This window comes from Geomobilimonas luticola, assembly GCF_018476905.1.
In the GTDB taxonomy this organism is placed as follows: Bacteria; Desulfobacterota; Desulfuromonadia; order Geobacterales; family Geobacteraceae; genus Geomobilimonas; species Geomobilimonas luticola.
The window spans coordinates 767,243-792,135 of record NZ_JAHCVK010000001.1; the positions used below are offsets into that span (position 1 = coordinate 767,243).

Here is a 24,893-nt window from a genome sequence, read left to right on the forward strand (position 1 = left end):
CATGGAGATCTACGGCCTTCTCCTGGCCCGCTACGGGCACCGCCACTGGTGGCCGGCGGAGACCCCCTTCGAGGTCTGCGTCGGGGCGATCCTGACCCAGAACACCAACTGGGGGAACGTTGAGAAGGCGATCGCCAACCTGAAACGGGACCGGCTCCTCACCCCCGGGGCGCTCCGCGACGTCCCTCTCGACCTGCTCGCGGAGGCAATCCGTCCCTCCGGCTTTTTCAACGTGAAGAGCGTCCGTCTGAAGGGGTTCGTGTCGTGGCTGTTCGAGCGGTTCGGCGGGAGCCTGGAACGGATGTTCGCCGGGGAGTGGGGGGAGTTGCGGGAAGAGCTCCTGAAGGTGCCGGGAATCGGCCGGGAGACCTGCGATTCGATCCTGCTCTATGCGGGGGAGAAGCCGTCCTTCGTGGTGGATGCCTACACCAGGCGGCTCTTCGCGGCCCTCGGTCTCGTCTCGGAGAAGGCCGACTACGAAACGGTCCGTTCCCTCTTCATGGCTGATCTTCCCGCCGATCCCCGCCTCTACAACGAGTACCACGCCCTCATCGTCCAGCACGGCAAGGAACATTGCCGCAAGCGCCCCCGCTGCACCGGCTGCCCCCTCCACGTCTGTCCCTCAACAATGCTCCCGTGACTCTACCCGGTTGCGGCCGTTTTTCTTTGCACGGTAGAGTGCCTCGTCTGCACTCCGCACCAGTTTGTCAATGGAGTCGATCTGCGGGGAAGGGAAGGTGGCGACGCCGATGCTGATGGTGACGGTGAGTGGCTGGAGTCTGCCGGAAAAGGTGAGCGCTTCGACCCCCTTGCGCAGTCTTTCAGCAAACTGGATGGCCTGGGCGGCGTCGGTATCAGGAAGGATCACGGCGAACTCCTCGCCGCCGTAACGGGCAGCAACGTCGTAGCGGCGGATCAGGTTGCGGATGAAGGTGGCAACTGTTGTCAGGACCATGTCACCTTCCTGATGGCCGTACGTGTCGTTGATCTTTTTGAAATAATCGATGTCTCCCATGGCGAGGGAGAACGACTCGTTTTTTCTGACGGAGCGAGGAAATTCCCGTTCGAGTGTTTCCGCGAAGTAGCGACGGTTGCTGAGCCCGGTCAGGGGATCCGTATTGGAGAGCTCCGTGAGAAGCTCGTTGGACCTTTTCAGTGCGTCCTGGAGGGCCTTGATCTTGAGCTGTACCTTGACCCGCGCCACCAGTTCGCCGGCGTCGAAGGGCTTGGTGACGTAGTCGCAGGCCCCCTGTTCCAGCCCCCGGATTTTCAATTCGGTGTCTTCGCGGCCGGTCAGCATGATGACCGGGATGTCTTTAAGCCCCTTCTGGGACTGCATCAGGGCCAGGAACTTGAAACCGTCCATCCGGGGCATCTCCAGGTCGCAGAGCACCAGATCCGCCGGTTCGGTGATCAGGGCCTTGAATCCTTCGATACCGTCGCCGGCCTCACGGTACTGGTCGAACAGGGTGCATTTCCGCAGGGTCTGGATTATCTGGTCACGGACCATTTCCGAATCATCGATGACGAGAACGCTGGTTGGCATGGATTCCATTACTCCGATCAAGGCTGTGTCAGACGTCCAAAGACCAGGTCGAGGAACTGCTTCAGAATGGCTGCGGTGAGCCCCCAGATTTCGTCATCGCCGAAGGTGTAGAAATGGACCGGATGCTGGCGCCCCTTCCAGTTCCAGTCCTCGGTCCGGAAGACCTCGGGACGGAGCAGATGGGAGAGGGGGACTTCCAGTATCCGTTCGATCTCCCAGCTGTTGACCTTGAGGGGGTAATCGGCGGGAAAGAGGCCGACGTAGGGGGTGACCAGGTAGTTGTGAATGGAGTAGAAATCGTCCAGCACTCCCAGGATATCCACGTCCTCCGGCGCGATCCCCACCTCCTCCCAGGTTTCCCGCAGGGCGGTCTGGAGCAGGTCGGTGTCGTCCGGGTCGGCGCTGCCGCCGGGAAAGGCTATCTCCCCCCGGTGGTGGTTCAGGTGCTCGGTCCGCTTGGTGAGGAGGACGTGGTATTCCCCTGACTTCGGAAAGAGGGGGAGGAGCACCGCCGCCGGTACCGGCCCGGGAGCCATGGGTACCCGGACATGGGCTGCCAGGGCGGTCTTTATGTGATCTTTCAGGTCCATGGGAACGTCAATTTTGGATTTTGAATTTTGAGTTCGGGATTACAATTCAAAATTCATAACTCAGAATTCAAAATTGCCTCTAAAGTACCGGCTCCTTCGCCCGCCGCTTCAGCTCCGCGATGGTGGCGGCGTAGTCCGGGCTGCCGAATACGGCGCTCCCCGCCACGAACACGTCGGCGCCGGCATGGGCGATCCGGGCGATGTTGTCGGTCTTGACCCCGCCATCCACCTCCAGTTCCGTCTCCAACCCCCGCTTGTCCAGCATCCCCCGCAGGGCATGGATCTTGGGGAGGCATGCCTCGATGAACGACTGGCCGCCGAACCCCGGGTTGACGGTCATGAGCAGCACCAGATCGAGCTCGTCCAGGATGTATTCCAGGAGGTTGAGGGGGGTGGCCGGGTTGAGGGAGACACCCGCCTTCTTGCCGAAGGATTTGATGAGCTGGATGGTCCGGTGGAGGTGGTTGGTCGCCTCGGCGTGTACCACGATGATGTCCGAGCCTGCCCTGGCGAATTCGGGGATGTAGAGGTCGGGGTTCTCGATCATCAGGTGGACGTCCAGGGGGAGGTCAGTCACCCGTCGCACTGCGTCCACCACCAAGGGGCCGATGGTGATGTTGGGGACGAAATGGCCGTCCATGACATCCACGTGGATATAGTCGGCACCGGCGGCCGCCACGGCCCGCACCTCGTCGCCAAGGCGGGCGAAATCGGCGGAAAGGATGGATGGGGCGATCTTTTTCATGTAAACCTCCGAACATAGGTCCTATAGGTCGTATAGGTCCTATGAGACCTATGATAATCTTTTCAGCCGGGCGGCGAAGAAGCCGTCCATGCCGTGGCGGTGGGGCCAGCTCCGGAAGAAGCCCCGGTCGGTGAACAGTTCCCGGTGAGAGGGGAAGAGCTCACGTAAATCTTCTACCACGAACTCTCCCTGTTCGGAAAGAAAATCCTCGATGACCGTGTCGGTTTCCTCCCGGTCGGTGGAGCAGACGCCGTAGAGAAGGGTCCCCCCCGGCATGAGAATCTCTGCGGCGTTGTGGAGGATAGCCCTCTGGGTCCGGGCCAGGGCGGTTATGTCGGCCGGGCTCTTCCACCATTTCCCCTCTGGATTGCGGCGGATGACCCCCAGGCCGGAGCAGGGGGCGTCCACCAGGATCCGGTCGAACCGCTCCCCCTGCAGGTCTGTGAGGGGTTTGGTCCCATCGACGGGTCTGGTGGTGATGATGGTGATGCCGAGGCGGTGGGCGGTCTCCTCGATGAGCCGGAGCTTGCGGGCGCCGATGTCGCAGGCGAGGATGGTCCCGCTGTTTCCCATGCGCTGGGCCAGGTGGGTGCTCTTCCCCCCGGGGGCCGCGCAGAGATCAAGGATGCGCTCGCCCGGCTTCGGGTCCAGAAAGATGGCCGCCAGCTGGGACGATTCGTCCTGGACGGTGCAGAGCCCCTCCCGGAAGCTTGCCAGCCTGCCGATGGCGGTCGGTGTGTCGACACGGACCCCGTCAGGTGAATAGCGGCAGGGGGTAGCGGTGATCCCTTCCCCTGCGAGCCGGGCCTGGAGTTCGTCGCGGCTTGTCCGGAGCGTGTTGGCGCGGATGGTAAAGGGTGCCGGTTCCACCATGGCCCGGGCCAGGGCTTCCGCCTCTTCCCTCCCCAGCTGGTCGAGCCAGCGGGCGGTGAGCCACGCCGGTTCGGACCAGGCGGCTGCCAGGTAGGCGGCCGGCTTGTTCACGGGATCAGGAAAACGGATGTTCTGCCGTTCCCGGTCGGCCTGGCGCAGCACGGCGTTGATGAAACCGCTGGCACGGGGTGCCAGGGTCTTGGCGAGTTCCACGGTGGCATGGACTGCCGCGGCGGTCGGAATCCGGTCCAGGTAGAGAAGCTGGTAGAGGCCGAGGCGGAGCAGGAGGTGGACGGAGCGCTCCAGGCGGCTGCACTTCTGGCTGGCGAACTGGTCGATGACATGGTCCAGGGTACCCTGGCGCCGGAGCACGCCGTAGACCAGCTCGGTCAGGAGTCCCCGGTCGGGCCCCTGCAGCGTCCCGTGGGTCAGTTCATGGTCGAGGAGGATGTCGGCGTAGGAACGCTCCTTCTCGATGCGGAGGAGGATGTCGAAGGCGGCGCGGCGCGGGGTCGTAGTCACGTTGGCTCCTCAGTGGGGATGATTGAACGTGGGGGACGAGAAAAGCGCGGAGCGGGAAGGTGACAGGCTAGGCTTCCGCACGTCCGCGCTTCGAACTTCCGGGTTGAGGCGTCAGCCTCTCGGCCCGTACGCCATCTCTTCCAGGCGTCGTACCCGTTCCTCCATGGGGGGATGGGTTGAGAAGAGGGACATGAGCCCTCCCCCCGTGAGGGGGTTGACGATGAACATGTGGGCCGTGGCGGGACTCGCTCCCCCCATGGGGATCTGCCGGTTGGCCATCTCCAGCTTGCGGAGTGCATTGGCCAGGTAGAGGGGGTTGCCGGCGACCTGGGCGCCACCACGGTCGGCGCCGTATTCACGGGAGCGGGAGATGGCCATCTGGATGAGCATGGCGGCGATGGGGGCGACGATGGCCATGACAATCAGACCGAACCCTCCCCCTTCCTCGTCCCGGTCGCGGCTACCGCCGAAGATCGCTGCCCATTGTGCCATCTGGGCCAGATAGGTTATGGCGCCGGCTATGGTGGCGGCGACAGAGGATATGAGGATGTCGCGGTTCTTGACGTGGGACAGTTCATGGGCCATGACCCCCATCAGTTCTTCACGGGTCAGAATCCGCATGATGCCGGCGGTCGCCGCTACGGCGGCGTGTTCCGGGTTGCGCCCCGTGGCGAAGGCATTGGGGGTTTCCGAGGGGATGATGTAGACCCGGGGCATGGGGATGGCGGCCCGCGTTGCCAGTTGGCGCACCAGCCCGTAGAACTCGGGCTGCTCGGACTCGGTCACCTCTTTGGCGCCGTACATGGCGAGCACGATCTTGTCGGAGAACCAGTAGGAGACGAAGTTCATCACCCCGGCCATGATGAGGGCGAAGGTCATACCCCCCCTGCCGCCGATGGCGCCGCCGGCCAGGACCAGCAGCATGGTGAGCATGGCCATGAGAAATGTCGTCTTCAGTGTATTCATAAGGGGTCCATCCTTTGGGCTCGTAATTTCTGCGGTATCTGTCCGTTACCAAGCCAGTATAATCATTGCCGGACGAAACTGCAAGGGGGAGCGCCTGCGGCCGGGTCTCCTTGACTCCGGTGGTGAGTGAGCTAGGATTTTATCCATGACCTGATGTGCCGACGAAGACATGGTTAACGACGCTCGAGCAACCAGAGGAGGTAGCGCCATGGCAAGTGTCATAAACTGGGAAACCGATTTGAACAGGGCTCTCGCCCGGGGGCAGACCGAACACAGGACGATTCTGCTGGACTTCTTCAATCCTGGCTGAATCGGCTGCAAACAGATGGATGCGGTCACGTATCCCAATGTGAAGGTCTTCGATTTCATCAACGCGAACGTAGTGCCGATCCGGGTTCCGGCGGACAGCAAGCCACTGGCCGATGACTTCAAGCTCACCTGGACCCCCACCCTTATCACCCTCGATTATTACGGGAAGGAGCACCACCGGACCGTCGGCTTCCTCCCCCCCGACGACCTGATAGCCTCACTGATCCTCGGGATGGGGAAAATCGATTTCGATGCGGGAGATTTCAATGATGCCATCGTCCACTTTGATCGGGTGCTGGCCGAATTTCCCCAGAGCGGTTTTGCCCCCGAGGCGGTCTATCTCCGGGGTGTGAGCCGGTTCAAGGCGAGTCACGATGCCGCGGCGCTCAAGGAGGCCTACGAGAAGCTGAAGGCCGAATACCCCGCCAGCGAATGGGCGAAGCGGGCGGAGCCGTATAGTTTGCTGTAGAGAAGCTCCTGCAGGGGTGATTGGACGGGGGCGCAGTCTTGCCCCCGTTTTTTGTGCCTGTATTTTGCCCTGACTTATGTTATGTAATTAATTAACAAGTCCATGGGGAGCCGGGGGGGCGATTGGACCACTTTCTGCTGGGGATACTGATCTCGTTAGTCGTGGCGCTGTCGCTCACGTCGGCGCTCCACGCGCTGATCATGAAACGTGATCCCCGCTCTGCCCTGGGATGGATTGTCACCAGCATCACCCTGCCGGTAATCGGGCCGTTCTTCTACTGGACCATGGGGGTGAACTGGATTTACCGGACGGCCCGGCAATGGCAGGATAGCGGACGGCTCTTTGCCGGTTGGGATAAGTTCTCCGACCGGCTGCAGTTGCGGGTGGCCGGAGAACTTCCCCCCGAATCCCTGTACCTGCGGGAACTGCGGGCGCTTTCCGACCGGCTGGTCAGTTCCGCGCTTCTGTCGGACAACCGCATTGAACCGCTCATAAACGGCGAAACCGCCTATCCTGCCATGTTGGCGGCAATAGATGCCGCCACCCGTTCCATCCACCTGAGCACCTATATTTTCGATTCCGATGCCACCGGCCGGCGGTTTGGCGAGGCGCTGAAATCGGCAGCCGACCGGGGGGTCGATGTGCGGGTGATCATCGACAGTCTCGGTGAAAAATACTCCCGGCCCACCATCCGCAGCTTCCTGCGCGGGTCGCGCGTCAAAATCGGCCGGTTTCTCCCCCTGCGTCAGGGGGGGTACGTCAACCTGCGCAACCACCGGAAGATCCTCGTGGTGGACGGCCAGACCGGCTTTACCGGCGGGATGAACATCGGCGACCGCCACCTGGTGGAGAGGAGCGGCAAACCACCGGCGGTAGCGGACATGCATTTCCGGGTGGAAGGGCAGGTGGTGGCCGACCTGCAGCGGATTTTTCTGGAGGACTGGTACTTTGTCACCGGCGAACTACTGACAGACCGAAGCCATTTCCCCCCCTTGGCACAAGCGGGGAGCGCCATCGCCCGTGTTGTCGGCGATGGCCCGGACAAGGAGTTCCGCAAGCTCCACTGGATCATCATGGGAGCACTGGCCTGTGCCCGCAAGCGGGTTCTGATCATGACCCCCTATTTCATACCCGACCGTCCCCTGGTCTCCGCCCTTATCACCACGGCGCTGCGGGGCGTCGACGTGGCGCTCGTGCTTCCGGCCCGCAACAACCTTCCCTTTGTGCACTGGGCCAGCCGGGCCTATCTCTGGGAATTGCTGCAACTGGGGATAAAGGTCTATTACCAGCCGCCACCGTTCGTTCATACCAAGCTTTTCCTGGTGGACGGCGTCTGGAGTCTCATCGGTTCGGCGAACATGGACCCCCGCAGTCTCCGGCTCAATTTCGAGCTCGACCTGGAAGTCTACGATGCCGGGTTTACCCGCCAGCTGGAAGAGTATTTCATGGCCGCCGTGGCCCGTTCCCACCAGGTCTCCCTGGCGGAGATGGATGCCCGCAACCTTCCCGTCAAGGTGCGGGATGCTGCAGCCAAGCTGTTTTCTCCGTATTTATGAAGGTGTGAACTGAACTGACGGTGGGATTGTTGGAAGGAAGCCGGCGGGGAGGACCCGCCGGCTTTTTTTCATGGGTGAAAATATGCGCTTACAGAAACGTCTGAATGTTCACAAGGGACCGGTCCAGGTCTTCCTTGCTGTGGGCCTCGATGGTCCAGGCGGCCTGGGGTGCGTATCGGGCCATGAGCCGGAAGAAGAGGTGGAAATCAATATTTCCCTCCCCCACCGGGGCGTGGTCGTCGCGCCGGCCGTGATTGTCGTGGATATGGGCCTCGGCGATGAGGCTGCCGACGGCGGCGAACCACTCCTCCATCCCCACTTTGGTGAACAGGTTCCAGTGGCCCACGTCAAAGCAGTGCCGAAGCTGGGGGAGCGCCCCGAACAGCGCCTGGAGGGTGGACGGCTCCTCTTCGAAGATGTTTTCCACCGCCACGGTAAAGCCGATTTCCGCGGCGCGCGGCAGTACCTCCTGCCAGGTGTCGATACTGTGCTTGAGCCATTTGTCCTGACTCTCCCCGTAACGCCAGCGGTCGTACCCTGGATGGAAGACCACAACCCGCGGTTTGAGAATGGCGGCGGCATCGAGCACCTGGGCAAGGCGGTGGCGGGTGACGTCCCGGATGAGCCGTTCCACGGAGCCGGGGTTCAGGTCCATGAAGGGGGCGTGGATGGTGGTCGCCAGGCCGCTGCCGGCCAGGGTGGCGGCGATGGCTGCCAGTTCCTCGGGAATAAGGGCGTCGAGCATGTCGCCGGAGAAGAATACTTCCGGGTTGACCCCTTTGGCAAGGACCAGCTCCAGGTTCTGTTGCAGGAATGAGTAGGGAACGTGGACGAACAGTCGGTCATTCATGGGGAGTCGGTTCTCCCTTGTGTTTTTGTATGATGGCGGCTGCGGAGTTACTGCAGCTGATCAGCTGCTCCAGTTTCTGGATGGCCGCCGGCTCGCCGAGGACGATCAGGGTGTCGTTCGCCTCCATCTTGGCGTGGGGATTGGGGTTGAACACCATCTTGCCGACGGCTTTCTTGATGCCGATGATGATGACGCCGGTTTCCTTGCGGAAGCCTGAGCTGACCAGGTTCTCCCCGGCAAAGCTCGAATCGGCCGGAATCAGGATCTCTTCCATCTGCAGTTCCAGGTGTTCCCGGCCGGTGGCGATCTCGATGAAGTCCACCACGTTGGGGCGAAGGATTGCCTGGGCCATGCGACTGCCCCCAATCACATACGGAGAAACCACCTTGTTGGCGCCGGCCCGCTTCAGCTTGATTTCCGACCCTTCTTCCCCCGACCGGGCCAGGATGAACAGGTCGGGGTTGAGCCCCCGTGCGGTAAGGGTGATGTACACGTTCTCCGTATCGGACGTGACCACCGAGATGAGCCCCTTGGCCCGCTTGATTCCCGCCCTGAGCAGGGTTTCGTCCTCGGTGGCGTCCCCCCTGATGTGGAGGTACTCCTCCTGGTGCAGCTTGTCGTGTACCTCGGGGTGTTTTTCGATGACCAGAAACGGGAGGGGCTTGGCGGCGAATTCCTTGCATATCAGGGCGCCGATGCGGCCGAAACCGCAGATTATGTAGTGATCCTGCAGGGCATCGATCCTCTTTTCCACCTTTTTCCTCCCGATAATCCGCTGGAACTGTCCTTCGAACATGATCTGGGCAAGGCTTCCGACGATGTAGCCGAGGACGCTGACGCCGACCACGATCAGTCCCACGGTGAACAGCTTGCCGGCATCGCTCAGGTCGTGGACTTCCCTGAATCCCACCGTCCCCAGGGTAATGACGGTCATGTAGAGGGCGTCGAGGAAATTCCACCCCTCGATCCCCATGTAACCGGTCACGCCAACACTGATGAGCAGGCCGAGTACGAAGACCGAAATTTTCAGATGCCGGACAGGATCCATGCCGAGCTCCTTGCGGGAAACAAGATTACTATCTGGAAGCGCAAAATTCAAGATAATTGCATGGTTTCAGTTTCGCTCATGCTCGACTGGAAGCCGGATTTGAGGGAATTTCTTGACAAATAATGTATACTGTATACAATTCACCTATCCTCATAAGGGGGCATTTATGAAGAAAAGCATTGAAAAACACCTGACCCTCAGGGAAAAAATACTGGAAACGATCCGCGACGCCATTATGAGCGGAGGACTGAAGCCGGGTGAAAAAGTGGCCGAGCCCGAATTGGCGGAGCGGTTCGGCATCAGCAGGACTCCGATACGGGAGGCATTCCGGCAACTGGAGTCGGAAGGGTACCTGACGGTCATCCCGCGTAAGGGGGCGGTCGTGACCGCCTTTTCCCCACGGGATGTGGAGGAGTTTTACGCCATAAAGAGTATCCTGGAAGGATATGCGGCACGATGCGCGTGCGAAAAGCTGTCGGACAAAGACCTTGAGAAGCTCGATGCGATCAACGCCAAGCTGCGACAGATGGCGGACGAAGGTGACGTGCGGCACTTCTTCAAGATTCACAATGATTTTCATGATCTGTTCATCCGGGCGTCAGACAACGATAAGCTCCAGGAATTGATCTCCAATCTGCTCAACAAGTTCCAGCGCCTCAGGGTTGCCTCCCTGAGCCTCCCCGGCCGGATGCACATCTCGGTGCAGGAGCACGAAAAGATCATCGAGGCGTTCCGCAAGCGGAATGCCGACCTGGCCGAAAGGCTCGTGCGCAAGAATGCGGAGTACGGCGGCAAGGTGCTCATGCAGGGGAGTTCGCCCCTCAAGGCTGCGGAACGAAAAGCTGCCCTCCATATGGATATCTGAATTCCCGCCATAACCGGAAAGCGAGCGCCGGTCAGAGACTGGCGCTTTGCCGTCTCTTCTGCTACACTCTCCCCTCCGAGCCCTTCGCTCCATCTTCCCTCTTTCCCAAGGAGTTTTCGTGTCGATCCTCAAGAATATTCCCAAGGTTGACAAGGTGCTGGAGTGGCCCGCGGTCCAGACGGTGCTGGCTGCCTATCCCCGTTCGGTGGTCCTCAAGGGGGTGCGGACTGTCCTTGAGGCTCTGCGCCGGGAAGCCAGGGGGGAGGCATCGCACGTGGTGCCGTCGGAGGAAATTGTTGCGGCCAGAATAGCTGCGGCGGTGGAGCGGATTACGGCTCCGAGCCTGAAACGGGTAGTGAACGGCACCGGGGTGGTCATCCATACCAATCTTGGCCGTTCCCCCCTCCCGGAGAAGGTCAGGGCGCAACTTGAAAAGATAGCCTACGGCTATTCCAACCTGGAGTTCGATCTGGCTGAGGGAGCGCGGGGGAGCCGCTATTCCCATGTGGAAGCGCTCCTCTGCGAGCTGACCGGCGCCGAAGCGGCGCTGGTGGTGAACAACAATGCAGCTGCCGTCATGCTGGCGCTGGCGTCGATGGCTGCTGGCCGGGAAGTGGTGGTTTCCCGGGGGGAACTGGTTGAGATCGGCGGATCGTTCCGGATTCCCGACATCATGGGACAGAGCGGAGCCCTGTTGCGGGAAGTGGGGACGACCAACCGGACCCATGCTGCCGATTATCGTGCCGCCGTAACCGCCGAGACGGCCCTGTTCCTCAAGGTGCATGCCAGCAACTTCGCCATGACCGGCTTTACTGCCGAAGTGACAGCGCCCCGGCTGGTGGAGCTTGGCAGGGAGTGCGGCCTGCCGGTCATGGCTGACGTGGGGAGCGGCAATCTTGTTGATCTGGCCCGTCTTGGCGTGGGGAGCGAGCCGACGATCCAGGAATTCGTCCGGGCCGGCGTGGACGTGGTCACCTTCAGCGGCGACAAGCTCCTCGGCGGCCCCCAGGCGGGGGTCATCGTCGGTAAAAAAGCGTGTCTCGACCCGATGAAGAAACATCCGCTGCTCAGGGCATTCCGGATCGACAAGCTCACCCTTGCGGCTCTGGAGGGGACCCTGGCGCTCTACCGGGACGAACGGCAGGCCCTTACCTCCATTCCGACCCTGCGCATGCTCACGGCCGGTCCCGCCGAACTGGCGGAAAAGGGGCGGCGCATCGTCCGGCTTCTGCGCCGGAATCTGTCCTCCCGTATCGAGGTCGCCCCGGTGAAAGGGGTCTCCCAGGTAGGGGGAGGGGCTCTTCCCGGTCAGGAGCTTCCCACGGTTCTCCTGTCCGTCCGGGTGGCCGGCCTTTCCCCCCAGGAACTGGAAACCCGCCTCCGTTCCGGTGCCGTGCCGGTCGTCGGCAGGATTGCCAAAGGGGAGTTCCTCCTCGATATCCGGACCATCCTCGATACCGATGTCCCTCTCCTTGTTGCCGCGCTCAAAGCATTGGGGTGATGCTTCTGCAAGGCCCTCCCTTTTTCCCTCTCTCTGTTCAGTTGGCCCATTCCGTTAAATAACAGGTTGCTTCTTTGCTGAGTGCCCCATCATGGGTTGAATTTCATCTCCCGGAGCGGAATAAAAGCTGGTTTTTTTCGTTTTATTTTGTATAATAAAACGGCTTTTTATATATACGGGGATTTTTTCGTTGACCGGGAAAGTAACCGGTCGTTATAGTTGGGCGAGTTTTGTTTGATTTTTATGTGTTGCGCCGTTTTCCACCGGCGCAGCGCCAGGGACCCTGTTCATGAAAGTGATTGCGCTCATCCCCGCTGCGGGAATGGGAAAACGGATGGGTGCCGCCATCAACAAGCAGTACCTCCTCCTGAACGAAAAGCCGATAGTCGCCCATACCATCGGGGTATTCGAGTCCCTTCCCGAAGTTGACGATATTTACGTCATTTCGCCGGAGGCGGAGATCCCCTATTGCCGTGAACAGGTGGTGGAACGGTGCGGGTTCCGCAAGGTGCGGGACATCGTGGCTGGTGGTGCCGAGCGCCAGTATTCGGTGCTCAACGGGTTGCGGGCCATCGACGGGACACCGGACGATGCGGTGATCCTCATCCACGACGGCGTACGGCCGTTCATTCCCGTGGCGGTGCTGGAAAAGGCGATCCGGGTGGCGGCGGAACATGACGGCGCCCTCGTGGCGGTGCCGGCCAAGGATACGGTCAAGGTGGCAGTCGACGGGATCATCCGGGAGACCCCGCCGCGGGAACAGCTCTGGCTTGCCCAGACCCCCCAGGCGTTTCGTTACGGCGTGATCCGGGCCGCCCACGAAATTGCCGCCGCCGAGGGGTACCTGGGGACCGACGACGCCTCCCTGGTGGAGCGTCTCGGGAAGGATGTCCATGTGGTCATGGGTGATTACCGCAACATCAAGATTACGACGCCGGAGGACCTTGTCCTGGCGGAAGCATTCATAAAATCCGTGAAACGTGAAGAGTGAAAGGTGAAAAGTTCTATGCGCATTGGTCACGGGTATGATGTGCACCGGCTGGTGGAGGGGCGGAAGCTTATTCTTGGGGGGGTGGATATCCCGTGGGAGAAGGGGCTTCTGGGACATTCGGATGCGGATGTTCTGCTCCATGCCATCTCCGACGCCATCCTCGGTGCCATCGGCGAGGGAGACATCGGCCGGCACTTTCCCGACACCGACCCCCAGTTCAAGGGTGCGGACAGCCTCAAGCTGCTGGCCCATGTCATGGGGCTGGCCGACCGGAAGGGATACCGGCTGGAGAACGTGGATGCCACCATCGTTGCCCAGCGTCCCAAGCTCGCTTCCCACATTTCCTCCATGCGGGAGAACATCGCCAGGGTTTTGGCCGCGAATACGGACCAGGTCAACGTCAAGGCGACAACCACCGAGGAACTCGGGTTCTGCGGGCGGGGGGAAGGGATCGCCGCCCATGCGGTGGCGCTCATGGAAGTAAAATAACCATGCTGGAAGGTAGATGAAATCAATGAGTACATCCGAAACTGACACGAAACAGGCTACTGCCAACTTCATCCGCACTATTATCGATGACGACCTGCAGAGCGGCAGGCATACGTCCATCGTGACCCGTTTCCCGCCGGAGCCCAACGGCTACCTTCACATCGGCCACGCCAAGTCCATCTGCCTCAATTTCGGGCTGGCCCGGGATTTCGGCGGCCGCTGCCACCTCCGGTTCGACGATACCAACCCGGCCCGGGAGGAGATCGAGTACGCCGAGTCCATCAAGGAGAACGTCCGCTGGCTCGGCTTCGACTGGGGAGAGCACCTCTACTACGCCTCCGACTACTTCGCGCAGCTCTACCAATGGGCGGAACAACTCATCCGGCAGGGTGACGCCTACGTGGACGACCTCTCCGCCGATGAGATCCGCGCCCACCGGGGGACCCTTACCGAACCGGGGAAGGAGAGCCCCTACCGGAACCGCCCCGTCGAGGAAAATCTCGACCTTTTCCGGCGGATGCGGGCCGGCGAGTTTCCCGACGGTGCCCGGGTGCTGCGGGCGAAGATCGACATGGCTTCGCCGAACCTGAACCTGCGCGATCCGGTCATGTACCGGATACTCCATGCCCCCCATCCCCATGCCGGCGATGCCTGGTGCATCTACCCGATGTATGACTACGCCCATGGCCAGAGCGACTCCATCGAGGGGATTACCCATTCGGTCTGTACCCTGGAATTCGAGTCCCATCGTCCTCTCTACGAATGGTTCCTCGTGCGGCTCGGCATCTATCGCCCCCGCCAGTACGAATTTGCCCGTCTCAACCTGACCTACACGGTGATGAGCAAGCGGAAGCTCCTCCAGCTGGTGCAGGACGGCGATGTGGCGGGCTGGGACGACCCGCGCATGCCGACCCTTGCCGGCCTCCGGCGGCGCGGCTATACCCCCGGCTCCATCCGCACCTTCTGCGAGCGAATCGGGGTGGGGAAAAGCGACAGCTGGATCGACATGGGAGTCCTCGAGGAATGCGTCCGCGACGACCTGAATGCCAACGCGACCCGGGCCATGGCGGTGCTCCGCCCCCTGAAGCTCGTCATCGAGAACTTTCCCGAGGGGGACGTGGAGGAGTTCACGGCGGCCAACCACCCCCAGCGGCCCGAACTGGGGAGCCGCCAGATTCCCTTCTGCCGGGAGGTGTACATCGAGCAGGACGACTTCATGGAGACCCCGGTCAAGGGGTTCCACCGCATGGCCCCCGGCCAGGAGGTGCGGCTGCGGTACGCCTACATCGTGAAGTGCACGGAGGTGGTGAAGGACGGGGAAGGAAATGTGGTGGAAGTCCGCTGCACCTATGATCCCGATACCCGCACCGGCGGACCTGCTGCCGGCCGGAAGGTGAAGGGGACCATACACTGGGTATCGGCGCGCCATGCCGTAACGGCGGAAGTACGCCTCTATGATCGCCTTTTCTCCGTTCCCCATCCGGACAAGGGGGGACAGGAGTACAAATCGTTCATCAACCCCCGCGCCCTGGAGGTGCTGCCTGCCGCCCGTCTGGAACCGGGCCTGGCGGACGCTGCAGGGGAGAGCCGTTACCAGTTCGAACGGCAGGGATACTTTACGGTCGATGCACGGGATTCCCGCCTTGGTGCGCCGGTGTTCAACCGGACTGCCACCCTGCGGGACTCCTGGAGCCGGGAGCAGTCCGCCTGACGTTGGATCGGCTGGACTCTTCAGCAGGACCTCAATTCTTGCATGGCATTGCGAAGAGAGGATAAGCCATGCCCCGTACCATTCTTCTGGTTCATGCCAATGAGGCCCTCGGGCGCTTCCTGACGGTCCTGCTGGAGCAGGACGGCTACGGAATCGTTCCGGCAGCCTCCGTGAAGGAGGCGCTGCGGATGGTACCGGCAGCGGCACCGAGCGTGGTGATCATCGAAGACGGCTGCCCGGAGATATCCACCGTCGATCTGGTGCAGCGGCTGCAGCGAGGGGAGGGGAAGCATCTCCCCGTCATCGTCATTTCCGCCGATCCGGCGATGGAATACGAACTTCAGCAGGTATTCGATTTTCTCCTCAAGCCGGTGGACGTGAACCGGCTTCGCCAGGATCTGGCGCTTCTCTCCCGAGGGGGACGCAAGCGGGCGTCACCTGCGCCGCCGGGGCACCTGACGGAGGATGAAAGCCGGCTTTACTGCGACTACCTCCTGACCAACAGCGGTCTCCACTTCGAACGCCGCAACCAGAAGATCCTGGAGCGGGGGATAACCAGCCGGATGGCTGCCCTCCACATCGCCTCGTACCGGGACTACTTCGACTACCTGGCCGAATACGGGGAAAGCCGTCAGGAACTGCAGAAGCTTCTCCAGCACCTGACCGTCGGCGAAACGTTTTTTTTCCGCTACCGGGCCCATTTCGATGCCCTCCGCCAGCTGGTGAGCGGGGAGATGGCCGACAAGCCCCTCCGTATCTGGTCGGCCGGCTGTTCCACCGGCGAGGAACCCTATTCACTGGCCATGACCATCATGGAGGCCCTGCCTGACTGGCGCAAGCGTGACATCAGGATCCTGGCCACGGACATCAACAACCGGTCGCTGCAGCGGGCCCGGGAAGGGGTGTACCGCCCCTGGTCCCTGCGGGCCACGGAACCGCGCTATCTGGAACGGTACTTCACCCGCGTGGGGGACAGCTATCTCGTCCGTGACGAGGTGAAGCAGCTGGTGGAGTTTTCCCACCTCAACCTCCAGACAGCCGCGTTCCCCCAGCCGGACGGCCCCTTGCGGGAACTGGACGTCATTTTCTGCCGCAACGTGACCATCTACTTCACCCTGGCCACGACCCGGCAGATCGTCGACAAATTTGCCGCTACCCTTGCACCGGGGGGATACCTGTTTCTCGGCCACGCCGAAGCCCTCACCCATATTTCCACCAGGTTCGAGCGGGTGAGCCGGGAGAGCGGTTTCTATTACCGGAAAAAATCCCCGTCGGCCCCCGGGGTGCCGGAGCTGAAGCCCCCGCGGCCCCGGCCGGTGAAAAAGACGGTTGAACCTCCTCGCCCGGCGGTATCGCTGCATCCTTCGAAGATGCCGCCGCCGATCCCGCCGCCAGCGCCGGTACCGACACCGGAAGAGCTCTATCGCCAGGCCCGGGAGCTTTTCGACGGAGAGAATTTCAAGGAGGCCGAGGCGCTGCTCGGGGAGATTCTGCGGCAACGGCCCGACCATCTGGACGCCCTGGTCATGAAGGGATTCATCCATGCCAACAGGGCCCAGTTCCGGGACGCTCTGGCCCTGTGCGACCAGGTGCTGGCGAGGAACGACCTTCACCCCGATGCCTATTTCCTGCGGGGGCTGGTCCTGGAGATCGAGGAACAGCTGCCCGATGCGCTGGTCGAATACCGCAAGGCACTGCTCCTCAGCATGGATTTCGTCATGCCCCACTACTGCATGGGGCGGCTCTACTTCCGTATGGGAAAGGAGCGGGACGGGATGCGGGAGTTCCGCAACTGCCTCAGACTCCTGGAGCAGTCGCCCGAGGGGAACGTGGTTCCCTATGGAGGAGGATTGTCGCGGGAGGTATTCATGGAGCGGGTGAGGACGGAACTGGCACGCGTTGCCTAAAGAGACGGTTTTCGGGAGAGTTCGGCAATGGAAGAGGGGAAGAAGGTCGGCTACAACATCGATGACATCCTCAGGGAGATGCGCGATGAGTACTGGCAAGGGCTGGAAACGGTGGAGGAAGCACTCGAAGAGCAGCTGGAGTGCGTGACGTTCACCCTCGGCGGAGAAACCTACGCCTTTGAAACGGTTCATGCGGCGGAGGTGCTCCGCATCCCGCGACTGGTGAAGGTTCCCAAGGTGCAGGAGCTGATAGTCGGGGTGTTCAACCTGCGGGGAGAGATCGTCGCCGCCATGGACATCCGGTCCCTCCTGGGGCTTCCCCAGCTCCCCTTCGGCCCGTCGGGTCGGATCATCGTGGTGAAGGGGGAGAAATTCCACACCGGCCTCCTGGTGGAGTCGGTCAAGGGGGTTACGGCGCTCCCCCTCGATACCTTCGAGGTAGCGGTCAAATCCCTGAGCGGCGCCCAGCGCGACTATCTGCGCGGCCAGCTCCAGCTCCCCGACGGTCTGGTGATCCTGCTGGACATCAAGCGGCTCCTTGCGGCGCCGGAAATCGTGGTGGACAACGGCTGAGCGGCCTTTCACATTTTCTGTATTCACGATCACCATTTGCAACCTTATCGGGTAAGGAGTGATTCACATGTTCAATAAACTCTCAGTCAAGATCGCCGGTATTCTCATTCTGGTCATGATCGTCATCATGTCGATCTTCACCATCTACTTCGTCCGGTCCCGCAGCGCGTCCATGGAAGAGGAGCTTCTCTCCAAGGGGCGGATGGAGGCCCTGACCGGTGCCAAGCTGATGGAGCGGATTCTGGAGGATGCCATTGCCAGCGGCCGTTTTACGGCGGAGGATATCTTCGATACGAACTACGTACCGATCCCCGGCACCGATCCCCAGAAATACCATACCAAATACGATACCTACCTGGACAAGACCATTCAGGAGCTGGAGGACGAGTACCTGAAGGACGACCAGGTGGTATTTGCCGTCCTGGTGGACCGGAACGGCTATCTGCCGACCCACAACACCAAGTACTCCCAGCCCCTTACGGGTGACAAGGAAAAGGACAAGGTCGGCAACCGCACCAAGCGTCTGTTCAACGACGAGGTGGGGCTGAAGGCCGCCAAGAACGAGCAGGAACTCCTGAAACAGGTCTACTCCCGGGATACGGGGGAGCGGATGTGGGATATCTCGGCGCCGGTGTTCGTCAACGGCAAGCACTGGGGGGGATTCCGCATCGGCTTCTCCATGGAGAAGACCGACAAGAAGATCGCCGCGCTCCGGACCCAGATCATCGTCGCCATGCTCATCATGCTGCTGGTTGCCAGCTGTACCATCTACCTGGTGGTCAGCGTCACGGTTCGCCCCCTTCTCCGCCTGACCCAGGTGGCCCGGCGGATCGCCGACGGCAATCTGGATGAAACGATCCCCATCGAGAGCGGTGACGAGATCGGGACCCTGGCCGAGGCGTTCAACAAAATGACCAACGTCATCGTCAAGAACCTGAAGGGGGAGATCGAAAAGACGAACCGTCTCGTTGCGTCCATCAAGGAGGCAATCATCCAGCTTTCCAGCTCGGCCAACGAGATGATGGCCATCAGCGCCCAGCAGTCGGCAGGGGCGACGGAGCAGGCGACGGCGGTGCAGGAGGTATCCACCACGTCCGAGGAGATTGCCATCACCGCAAAGCAGATCACCGACAACGCCAAATCGGTGGAGTCGATGGCGGAGGAGACCACCCGGAGCTGCATGGCCGGCACGGGGGACGTGAGCAACGCCATCGAGGGGATGGCGAACCTCAAGAGCCAGGTCCAGAGTATCGCCCACAGCATGCTGCAGCTGGGGGACAACAGCCAGAAGATCGGCGGTATCGTGGAGATCATCGACGAGATCAGCGACCAGACCAACCTCCTGGCGCTGAACGCCGCCATCGAGGCTGCCGGAGCAGGTGAGGCGGGAAAACGCTTTGCCATCGTGGCCCAGGAGGTGCGGCGTCTGGCAGAGCGGACGGTGGAGGCGACTCGGCAGATCAAGGGGCTCATCGAGGAGATCCAGAAGGCGACCAACAGCACCATCATGGTGACGGAAGAGGGAACCAAGGGGGTGGATGCGGCAGCGACCCTGGTGGACAAGGTGCAACTCTCCTTCGGCAACATCATCGGCATGGTCGAGGAGACGGCCCGTTCCGCCAAGGAGATCACCCTCTCCACCCAGCAGCAGACCTCGGCCTGCGAGCAGATGGCTGAAACCATGGCGGAGGTGCGGGATGTGGCCCAGCAGGTTGCGGGAAGCGCCCGGGAGACCGAACAGTCCATCAGGGAGATCATGGGGCTCACGGAGCGGTTGAAAGACCTGGCGGAGGAAGAGGGGTAACGTGTCCAGCAAGTACCTCGACATCTTTCTCCGCGAGGCTGAGGAGCACCTGACCTCCCTCCAGCAGGGGTTGTTGCGGTTGGAGAAGGAACCGGCAAACAAGGTCCTTATCCACGAACTGCTCCGCAACGCCCATACCCTCAAGGGGTCGGCGCGCATGCTCGGCTTCGAAGGGGTCAGCAATGTTGCCCACCGGCTGGAAGACCTGCTCAAGGAGATCGAGGACGGGGAGCGGGAGGTGGACGAGCGGGGAGTCGATATCCTGTTACGGGGGAGTGACGCCATGGCCCGGTTGGTCGGTGCCCTGGCCAAGGGGGAGGCTCCTCCCTTCGCCGTGGAGGATTTCCTGGCGGCACTGGACCGGGGGGACGTGCCGGAGATCGTCGCACCGGAACCGGTGGGGAGGGACGAGGAAGGGCTGGGCGACACGGTGCGGGCCCGGGTCAGGACCCTGGACAGTCTGGTGAATCTGCTCGGGGAACTGATCATCAACAAGAAGCGGCTTGAAGCCAGGGTAACCTCACTGAAGTCGCTCGTCCGCGGCAGCGAACCGCCGTCGCTCCGGGAACTGGGGCAGTTCCAGCGGGAACTGGAGGACGACGTCCTCTATCTCGACTACCTCATCCAGGAGCTGCACGGCGAGGCGATGGAGCTGCGCATGCTCCCCCTGCGCACCATAACCGACGGATTCCAGCGGCTGGTGCGGGACCTGGCGCGGGAACAGGGTAAAGAGGTGGAGCTGGTCATGGAGGGTGACGGCATCGAGCTGGACCGGGTCCTCCTGGAAAGCCTGAAGCCGATGTTTCTCCACATGCTCACCAACGCCGTCGATCACGGTATAGAACTTCCCGACGAGCGGAAGGCCAAGGGGAAGCCGGCTAAGGCGACCATCAGGATAAGCGCCCGCCACGAAGGGGACAGCGTGCAGATCCTCGTCCGGGATGACGGACGGGGGATGGATCCGGCCCGGATCAAGCAGGCGGCCCTGCGCCGCGGGGTGATCGACAAGGAGGAGGCTGAACTCCTGCGGGACGAAGAGGCCCTCTATTTGACCCTCCGTCCCGGTTTTTCCACGAGCGAGATTGTCACCGACGTTTCCGGACGGGGGGTCGGCCTGGACGTGGTGCAGAAAAACCTGGAGCGGGTCAAGGGAACCCTTTCCCTCCGGAGTGAAGTCGGCGTCTGTACGGAAATCAGCCTCCAGCTTCCCCTGAGCCTTTCGGTCGTGGAGGCTCTGCTTGTGGCGTGCGGCGGAGAATGCTACGCCGTCCCGGCCAGTTACGTGCTGGAAACCATCAAAATCCGGAGTGAGGACATCATCACGACCGGCGGCAAGGAAGTCGTCTCCCTGCGGGGAGTTACGGTGCCGCTGGTTTCCCTGGCGTCCCTGTTCGGGCTTCCGGGACAGAAGGAACTGCTGGAAACGGGGAAGGTTACGGCGGTCGTTCTCCGGCTGCGGGAGCAACTGCTTGCCTGTACCGTCGACCGCCACCTGGGGAGCGGAGAAGTGGTCGTGAAACAGCTGGGAGCCCAGTTGAAACGGGTGACCTTCGTGTTCGGCGCCACGATCCTGGGGGACGGCAATCCCGCCCTGATTCTCAATGTCCCCGACCTCTTCGCCCACGCCGAAGGGGGGGCGACGACCGGCTTCCGTCGTGCCTTCGCGGAACACGAGGCGGCGCGCGTGCGCGGGCGCATCCTGGTGGTTGATGATTCCATTACTACCCGTACCATGGAACGGAGTATCCTGGTGAGTCACGGTTACCAGGTGGAGGTGGCGGTGTCGGGAGAGGATGCGCTGGAGAAGGTGGCCGGTTTCCAGTTCGACCTGGTGGTCTCCGACGTGGAGATGCCCGGCATCAACGGATTCGAGCTGACCCGGCAGTTGCGGGGACTGGACGCCTACCGGGAGATCCCGATCATCATCGTGTCATCCCTTTCCCGTGACGAGCACAAGCGTCAGGCGCTGGACGCCGGGGCGCAGGCCTATATCGTCAAGGGGAGCTTCGACCAGGGGACGCTCCTTGATACGGTCGAGACGCTGATAGGATGAAACGTTCTACAAGGCACGTTCGAGGGGGCGCGGCGTCCGGACGATCCGGCTTCGCGTGCCTGCTCCGGCGCTGCCGGGAATACGGGGAAGTGGCGGATACATGATCAAGGTGCTTCTTGCAGACGATTCGCCCCTGGTGCGGGCGGTCCTGAAGGATATTTTCGCAGCGACCGACGATATCCGGGTGATCGGGGAGGCTGCCGACGGCCGGGAGGCGGTGGAGCTTGCCGCGCATCTACGGCCGGACCTGATCGTAATGGATCTCATGATGCCGGTACTCGACGGACTGGCAGCCATCGAGGAGATCATGTCGGGCTTTCCGGCGCCTATCCTTGTCCTGTCGGGAACCCTGGACGATCATGAGGTGAACCGCGCCTTTGCCGCCATCAAGAAGGGTGCTCTGGACGTCATGAGCAAGCCGGACGGCGGCGGACTCACCAGCCCATCGGAGTTCAGCGCCGGTATTGTAGAGAAAGTCCGGCTTCTGGCGCGCATCCGGGTCATACGGCGCCCTTCCCGGCACCGGGAACAGCCGGCGCCGCCTCCCCTGGCCGGGGGGAGGAAGATCCTCGCCATAGGCGCATCCACCGGCGGACCCAAGGCGGTGATGAGCATAGTCCGGAAGCTCCCCGCCGACTTCAGGGGGACGGTCCTGATCGTGCAGCACATCGCCAGCGGGTTCGACCGGGGATTCGCCCAGTGGCTCGACGGGGAATGTCCGCTCAAGGTGAGACTCGCTGCTGAAGGGGACGCGCTGAAAGAGGGGGAAGTCCTCGTGGCCCCCACCGACTGTCACCTGATGGTGGTCGATGGGCGGACCCGGCTGACGTACGGGCCGCAGGTCAACTGCTGCCGCCCTTCCATCGACGTGCTGTTCTCGTCGCTGGTTCCCCTGGGCAGTCAGGTGGTCGGCGTTCTCCTTACCGGCATGGGGAAGGATGGCGCCCAGGGGCTGCGCGGTATCAAGGAACAGGGTGGGGTGACGATCGTGCAGGACGAGCAGAGCTGCGCGGTCTTCGGCATGCCCAAGGCGGCAATTTCACTGGAGGCGGCCGATCGGGTACTGCCGCTGGATGCGATCCCCGCCGCCATCATCAAACTGTTTGCGAATTCGACGGAGGAATAGATATGGCACAGAAAAGGATTCTCATTGTAGACGACAGCGAACTGGTGCTGGTCATGGCCAAGGACGCCCTGGAAGCTGCCGGCTACGAGGTGTTCACCGCCTCCAGCGGCATCGAGGCCAACAGCTACATCTTCTCTCCCCGCAAGCCGGACCTGATCATCCTCGATGTCATGCTTCCCATGCTCGACGGGAACAAGAAGGCCAAGCTGCTCCGGGAAAAGGAGTTCAGCCGGGAAATCCCGATCCTCCTCCTCTCGTCGAAGAGCGAAGAAGAACTGCGCCACATGGTTGTGGAGTCCGGGGCCGACGGTTTCATCCGGAAACCGTTCACCAACGAGGGGATTGCCACTCGGGTCCGGTCACTGCTCGGCTGATCTTCATCTTGCCCCCAACCGACTGGAAATCGCTTCACATGGGGGGAGCATTGTGGTAAAAATCGGGGTCTGCAGTCAATTACCCTGTGAGGATGATCATGGCATTGCGAGTTTACAATACCCTCTCCGGCCGGAAGGAGGAGTTCGTTCCTCTCACGCCGGGTGAGGTAAAAATGTACGTCTGCGGCGTCACGGTCTACGACCATAGCCACATCGGCCATGCACGGGCCAACGTGGTGTTCGACGTGATCTACCGCTATCTGCGCACCCGCTATGCGGTCACCTACGTACGGAACTACACCGACATCGACGACAAGATCATCAACCGGGCCAACAAGGAAGGGGTGACCTACGACGTCATCTCCGAGCGCTACATCAGGGCGTTCGACGAGGACATGGCGCGGCTGGGACTGGTCAAGCCCACGATCGAACCGAAGGCGACGGAGCACATCGCCGAAATCATCGCCATCGTCCAGCGGCTCATCGACAAGGGGTGTGCCTACCAGGCGGAGGGAGACGTCTATTTCTGCGTGGAGAAATTCGATTCCTACCTGAAGCTCTCCAGGCGCAACCTGGACGAGATGCAGGCGGGGGCCCGGATCGAGGTTGACGAGCGGAAGCGGCATCCCATGGATTTTGCGCTCTGGAAGGAAGCCAAGCCGGGTGAGCCGTTCTGGGAGTCCCCCTGGGGGAAGGGGCGGCCGGGGTGGCACATCGAGTGCTCGGCCATGAGCATGAAATACCTGGGGGAGAGCTTCGATATCCATGGCGGCGGCAAGGACCTGATCTTTCCCCACCACGAGAACGAGATCGCCCAGTCGGAGGCCGCCAACGGCAAGCCCTTCGTCAAGTACTGGCTGCACAACGGGTTCGTCAACATCAATGCGGAGAAGATGAGCAAGTCCCTGGGGAACTTCTTCACCATCAAAGAGGTCCTGGATAAATACGATCCGGAGGTGCTCCGCTTTTTCCTCCTTTCCGCGCACTACCGCTCCCCCCTCGATTTTTCCGACCAGAACCTGGCCGAAGCAGGGTCTGGGCTGGAGCGGATTTATTCGGCGCTGGCTGCGATCGGGCGGGTTGAAGGAGTGACGGCAGGGGAGGATGCCCCCGCCGGGACAGAGGCAGAGCGGGAATTGCAGGAGAAGCTGGGTGGCTTCATGGGCCGGTTCGAGCAGGCGATGGACGACGATTTCAACACCGCCCAGTCCGTCGGCATCGTGTTCGAGCTGGTCCGGGCGGTGAACCGGGTACTGACGGAAGACGGCGGGGAGTCGGCGGCTGCCCGTGCCATGTTTGTGGCGGTGCGGAAGACCGTTGCCGAAATCGGCAGTGTGCTGGGGGTGTTTACCTCGGAGCCTGAAGAGTATCTGGAGCGGATCAAGGGGAGAAAGGTGGCCGGGATGGAGATGTCAGCCGCCGAGATAGAGAAGCTCATCGAGGAGAGGAGGGTTGCCCGCACGGCGAAGAACTTCGCGCGGAGCGACGAGATCCGGGATTATCTCCTGTCCCGGAACATCCTCCTCCTGGACGGGCCCCAGGGGACGACCTGGAAGGTGAAGTAGACCGGTTCGCGTCGTACCGTGCTTGCAACAGAGAAGGGCCGCACTCACTTGTGCGGCCCTTCTCTGTTGCCGTTTCAGGCGGCGCGCTGACTGAAGTTTTCTCGGTCGATGCGGGTCTTGAACAGGTCCATCGCTTCCCGCATGATGTCGGAGACACTCTTGTGGGTGGACTCCATGATCATCTGGAGGGTTTCCCTCTCCTCGTCGCTGATCCGCATGGAAATTACATTGTACCGGGGGTTCTCTCTCATTCTGCCCATTGCTGTTTCCTCCTTCGTATGTCCCTATGGTGAGTGTTTGTTTTTGTCGAATACACTATATAATGCCATATGCGTGCCAACTTTAACCATCTGTTGTATGGCCCGTAACATGCCGAAATCAAAAGATATTGAAACGTTAATGATGTCTAATTGTGTGGCAGAGGGGGTAGGCCTGTGCCGAGTTTGGCACAGGTGTGTCC

24 protein-coding genes are annotated in these 24,893 nt (G+C 61.6%); 16 read left to right on the forward strand and 8 right to left on the reverse strand.

The features are described from left to right. Position 1 precedes the first annotated feature (1 nt). A complete protein-coding gene (locus KI810_RS03590; RefSeq protein WP_214174716.1) occupies positions 2 to 640 on the forward strand; it encodes an endonuclease III domain-containing protein in 639 nt (212 codons plus the stop codon). Here the strand turns inward: KI810_RS03590 and KI810_RS03595 are convergent. The 5 genes from KI810_RS03595 to htpX all read right to left on the reverse strand — a co-directional run bounded on the left by KI810_RS03595 (position 623) and on the right by htpX (position 5,242). Further along, a complete protein-coding gene (locus KI810_RS03595) occupies positions 623 to 1,546 on the reverse strand; it encodes a diguanylate cyclase (RefSeq protein WP_214174090.1) in 924 nt (307 codons plus the stop codon). The two genes, KI810_RS03590 and KI810_RS03595, sit on opposite strands and share 18 nt — an antisense overlap. Before the next feature lie 17 nt (positions 1,547 to 1,563). Beyond that, entirely contained in the window at positions 1,564 to 2,136 is a 573-nt protein-coding gene (locus KI810_RS03600; protein ID WP_246525133.1) for a CoA pyrophosphatase, read from the reverse strand. Positions 2,137 to 2,215: 79 nt separating this feature from the next. Further along, entirely contained in the window at positions 2,216 to 2,881 is a 666-nt protein-coding gene (gene rpe, locus KI810_RS03605) for a ribulose-phosphate 3-epimerase (protein ID WP_214174091.1), read from the reverse strand. Positions 2,882 to 2,929: 48 nt separating this feature from the next. Then, a complete protein-coding gene (rsmB, locus tag KI810_RS03610) occupies positions 2,930 to 4,276 on the reverse strand; it encodes a 16S rRNA (cytosine(967)-C(5))-methyltransferase RsmB (RefSeq protein ID WP_214174092.1) in 1,347 nt (448 codons plus the stop codon). A gap of 111 nt (positions 4,277 to 4,387) precedes the next feature. After that, a complete protein-coding gene (gene htpX, locus KI810_RS03615) occupies positions 4,388 to 5,242 on the reverse strand; it encodes a zinc metalloprotease HtpX (protein WP_214174093.1) in 855 nt (284 codons plus the stop codon). 208 nt (positions 5,243 to 5,450) lie between these two features. Between htpX and KI810_RS17250 the strand changes: the two genes are divergently transcribed. The 3 genes from KI810_RS17250 (at position 5,451) to cls (ending at position 7,576) form a co-directional block, all read left to right on the forward strand. Then, positions 5,451 to 5,552, forward strand: a complete 102-nt coding sequence (locus KI810_RS17250) for a thioredoxin family protein (RefSeq protein ID WP_246525134.1) — start codon at positions 5,451 to 5,453, stop codon at positions 5,550 to 5,552. Between the two features lie 15 nt (positions 5,553 to 5,567). Next, positions 5,568 to 6,020, forward strand: a complete 453-nt coding sequence (locus tag KI810_RS03620) for a tetratricopeptide repeat protein (RefSeq protein ID WP_214174094.1) — start codon at positions 5,568 to 5,570, stop codon at positions 6,018 to 6,020. 122 nt (positions 6,021 to 6,142) lie between these two features. After that, positions 6,143 to 7,576, forward strand: a complete 1,434-nt coding sequence (gene cls / locus KI810_RS03625; RefSeq protein ID WP_214174095.1) for a cardiolipin synthase — start codon at positions 6,143 to 6,145, stop codon at positions 7,574 to 7,576. A gap of 88 nt (positions 7,577 to 7,664) precedes the next feature. On the opposite strand, the gene KI810_RS03630 is transcribed toward cls, so the two are convergent. Next, positions 7,665 to 8,426: a sugar phosphate isomerase/epimerase family protein gene (locus KI810_RS03630; protein WP_214174096.1), complete on the reverse strand. Its 762-nt coding sequence runs from the start codon at positions 8,424 to 8,426 to the stop codon at positions 7,665 to 7,667. Then, entirely contained in the window at positions 8,419 to 9,474 is a 1,056-nt protein-coding gene (locus KI810_RS03635) for a potassium channel family protein (protein ID WP_214174097.1), read from the reverse strand. Before KI810_RS03635 ends, KI810_RS03630 begins: the two co-directional genes overlap by 8 nt. Positions 9,475 to 9,640: 166 nt before the next feature. On the opposite strand from KI810_RS03635, the gene KI810_RS03640 reads away from it, so the two are divergent. The 12 genes from KI810_RS03640 (at position 9,641) to cysS (ending at position 24,433) form a co-directional block, all read left to right on the forward strand. Beyond that, positions 9,641 to 10,339 carry a GntR family transcriptional regulator gene (locus KI810_RS03640; RefSeq protein ID WP_214174098.1) on the forward strand — a complete coding sequence of 233 codons (699 nt, stop codon included), beginning with the start codon at positions 9,641 to 9,643 and terminating at the stop codon, positions 10,337 to 10,339. Positions 10,340 to 10,457: 118 nt separating this feature from the next. Beyond that, a complete protein-coding gene (gene selA, locus KI810_RS03645) occupies positions 10,458 to 11,840 on the forward strand; it encodes an L-seryl-tRNA(Sec) selenium transferase (RefSeq protein WP_214174099.1) in 1,383 nt (460 codons plus the stop codon). A gap of 289 nt (positions 11,841 to 12,129) precedes the next feature. Beyond that, positions 12,130 to 12,831 carry a 2-C-methyl-D-erythritol 4-phosphate cytidylyltransferase gene (gene ispD, locus KI810_RS03650; RefSeq protein WP_214174100.1) on the forward strand — a complete coding sequence of 234 codons (702 nt, stop codon included), beginning with the start codon at positions 12,130 to 12,132 and terminating at the stop codon, positions 12,829 to 12,831. 15 nt (positions 12,832 to 12,846) lie between these two features. Beyond that, the gene (gene ispF / locus KI810_RS03655) at positions 12,847 to 13,320 is read left to right on the forward strand and encodes a 2-C-methyl-D-erythritol 2,4-cyclodiphosphate synthase (protein ID WP_214174101.1); all 474 of its coding nucleotides are present in this window, start codon (positions 12,847 to 12,849) and stop codon (positions 13,318 to 13,320) included. Positions 13,321 to 13,345: 25 nt separating this feature from the next. Next, positions 13,346 to 15,031, forward strand: a complete 1,686-nt coding sequence (locus tag KI810_RS03660; RefSeq protein WP_246525135.1) for a glutamine--tRNA ligase/YqeY domain fusion protein — start codon at positions 13,346 to 13,348, stop codon at positions 15,029 to 15,031. A 68-nt stretch (positions 15,032 to 15,099) separates the two neighbouring features. Then, positions 15,100 to 16,938: a CheR family methyltransferase gene (locus KI810_RS03665; RefSeq protein ID WP_214174103.1), complete on the forward strand. Its 1,839-nt coding sequence runs from the start codon at positions 15,100 to 15,102 to the stop codon at positions 16,936 to 16,938. 27 nt (positions 16,939 to 16,965) lie between these two features. Further along, positions 16,966 to 17,511 carry a chemotaxis protein CheW gene (locus KI810_RS03670; RefSeq protein WP_214174104.1) on the forward strand — a complete coding sequence of 182 codons (546 nt, stop codon included), beginning with the start codon at positions 16,966 to 16,968 and terminating at the stop codon, positions 17,509 to 17,511. A 67-nt stretch (positions 17,512 to 17,578) separates the two neighbouring features. Further along, entirely contained in the window at positions 17,579 to 19,315 is a 1,737-nt protein-coding gene (locus KI810_RS03675) for a methyl-accepting chemotaxis protein (protein WP_214174105.1), read from the forward strand. A gap of 1 nt (position 19,316) precedes the next feature. Further along, entirely contained in the window at positions 19,317 to 21,368 is a 2,052-nt protein-coding gene (locus KI810_RS17520; protein WP_214174106.1) for a hybrid sensor histidine kinase/response regulator, read from the forward strand. A 100-nt stretch (positions 21,369 to 21,468) separates the two neighbouring features. Next, positions 21,469 to 22,494, forward strand: coding sequence for a chemotaxis-specific protein-glutamate methyltransferase CheB (cheB, locus tag KI810_RS03685; protein WP_214174107.1), 1,026 nt, complete (start codon positions 21,469 to 21,471; stop codon positions 22,492 to 22,494). Positions 22,495 to 22,496: 2 nt separating this feature from the next. Then, positions 22,497 to 22,868 (forward strand): response regulator, encoded by a 372-nt coding sequence (locus KI810_RS03690; RefSeq protein ID WP_214174108.1) that lies wholly within the window; start codon positions 22,497 to 22,499, stop codon positions 22,866 to 22,868. A 98-nt stretch (positions 22,869 to 22,966) separates the two neighbouring features. Further along, complete coding sequence (cysS, locus tag KI810_RS03695; RefSeq protein ID WP_214174109.1) at positions 22,967 to 24,433, forward strand: cysteine--tRNA ligase; 1,467 nt, start codon at positions 22,967 to 22,969, stop codon at positions 24,431 to 24,433. A 74-nt stretch (positions 24,434 to 24,507) separates the two neighbouring features. Here cysS and KI810_RS03700 read toward each other — a convergent pair whose 3' ends face one another. Continuing rightward, positions 24,508 to 24,693, reverse strand: coding sequence for a ribbon-helix-helix protein, CopG family (locus KI810_RS03700; protein WP_214174110.1), 186 nt, complete (start codon positions 24,691 to 24,693; stop codon positions 24,508 to 24,510). Positions 24,694 to 24,893: the final 200 nt, after the last annotated feature.

Bases quoted from the DNA above. Each gene is read 5' to 3' on its own strand.
- KI810_RS03590 (WP_214174716.1), top strand. From the start codon at position 2: ATGGAGATCTACGGCCTTCTCCTGGCCCGCTACGGGCACCGCCACTGG.
- KI810_RS03595 (WP_214174090.1), bottom strand. From the start codon at position 1,546: ATGCCAACCAGCGTTCTCGTCATCGATGATTCGGAAATGGTCCGTGAC.
- KI810_RS03600 (WP_246525133.1), bottom strand. From the start codon at position 2,136: ATGGACCTGAAAGATCACATAAAGACCGCCCTGGCAGCCCATGTCCGG.
- rpe (WP_214174091.1), bottom strand. From the start codon at position 2,881: ATGAAAAAGATCGCCCCATCCATCCTTTCCGCCGATTTCGCCCGCCTT.
- htpX (WP_214174093.1), bottom strand. From the start codon at position 5,242: ATGAATACACTGAAGACGACATTTCTCATGGCCATGCTCACCATGCTG.
- KI810_RS17250 (WP_246525134.1), top strand. From the start codon at position 5,451: ATGGCAAGTGTCATAAACTGGGAAACCGATTTGAACAGGGCTCTCGCC.
- KI810_RS03620 (WP_214174094.1), top strand. From the start codon at position 5,568: ATGGATGCGGTCACGTATCCCAATGTGAAGGTCTTCGATTTCATCAAC.
- KI810_RS03630 (WP_214174096.1), bottom strand. From the start codon at position 8,426: ATGAATGACCGACTGTTCGTCCACGTTCCCTACTCATTCCTGCAACAG.
- KI810_RS03635 (WP_214174097.1), bottom strand. From the start codon at position 9,474: ATGGATCCTGTCCGGCATCTGAAAATTTCGGTCTTCGTACTCGGCCTG.
- KI810_RS03640 (WP_214174098.1), top strand. From the start codon at position 9,641: ATGAAGAAAAGCATTGAAAAACACCTGACCCTCAGGGAAAAAATACTG.
- ispD (WP_214174100.1), top strand. From the start codon at position 12,130: ATGAAAGTGATTGCGCTCATCCCCGCTGCGGGAATGGGAAAACGGATG.
- ispF (WP_214174101.1), top strand. From the start codon at position 12,847: ATGCGCATTGGTCACGGGTATGATGTGCACCGGCTGGTGGAGGGGCGG.
- KI810_RS03660 (WP_246525135.1), top strand. From the start codon at position 13,346: ATGAGTACATCCGAAACTGACACGAAACAGGCTACTGCCAACTTCATC.
- KI810_RS03665 (WP_214174103.1), top strand. From the start codon at position 15,100: ATGCCCCGTACCATTCTTCTGGTTCATGCCAATGAGGCCCTCGGGCGC.
- KI810_RS03670 (WP_214174104.1), top strand. From the start codon at position 16,966: ATGGAAGAGGGGAAGAAGGTCGGCTACAACATCGATGACATCCTCAGG.
- KI810_RS03675 (WP_214174105.1), top strand. From the start codon at position 17,579: ATGTTCAATAAACTCTCAGTCAAGATCGCCGGTATTCTCATTCTGGTC.
- cheB (WP_214174107.1), top strand. From the start codon at position 21,469: ATGATCAAGGTGCTTCTTGCAGACGATTCGCCCCTGGTGCGGGCGGTC.
- KI810_RS03690 (WP_214174108.1), top strand. From the start codon at position 22,497: ATGGCACAGAAAAGGATTCTCATTGTAGACGACAGCGAACTGGTGCTG.
- cysS (WP_214174109.1), top strand. From the start codon at position 22,967: ATGGCATTGCGAGTTTACAATACCCTCTCCGGCCGGAAGGAGGAGTTC.
- KI810_RS03700 (WP_214174110.1), bottom strand. From the start codon at position 24,693: ATGGGCAGAATGAGAGAGAACCCCCGGTACAATGTAATTTCCATGCGG.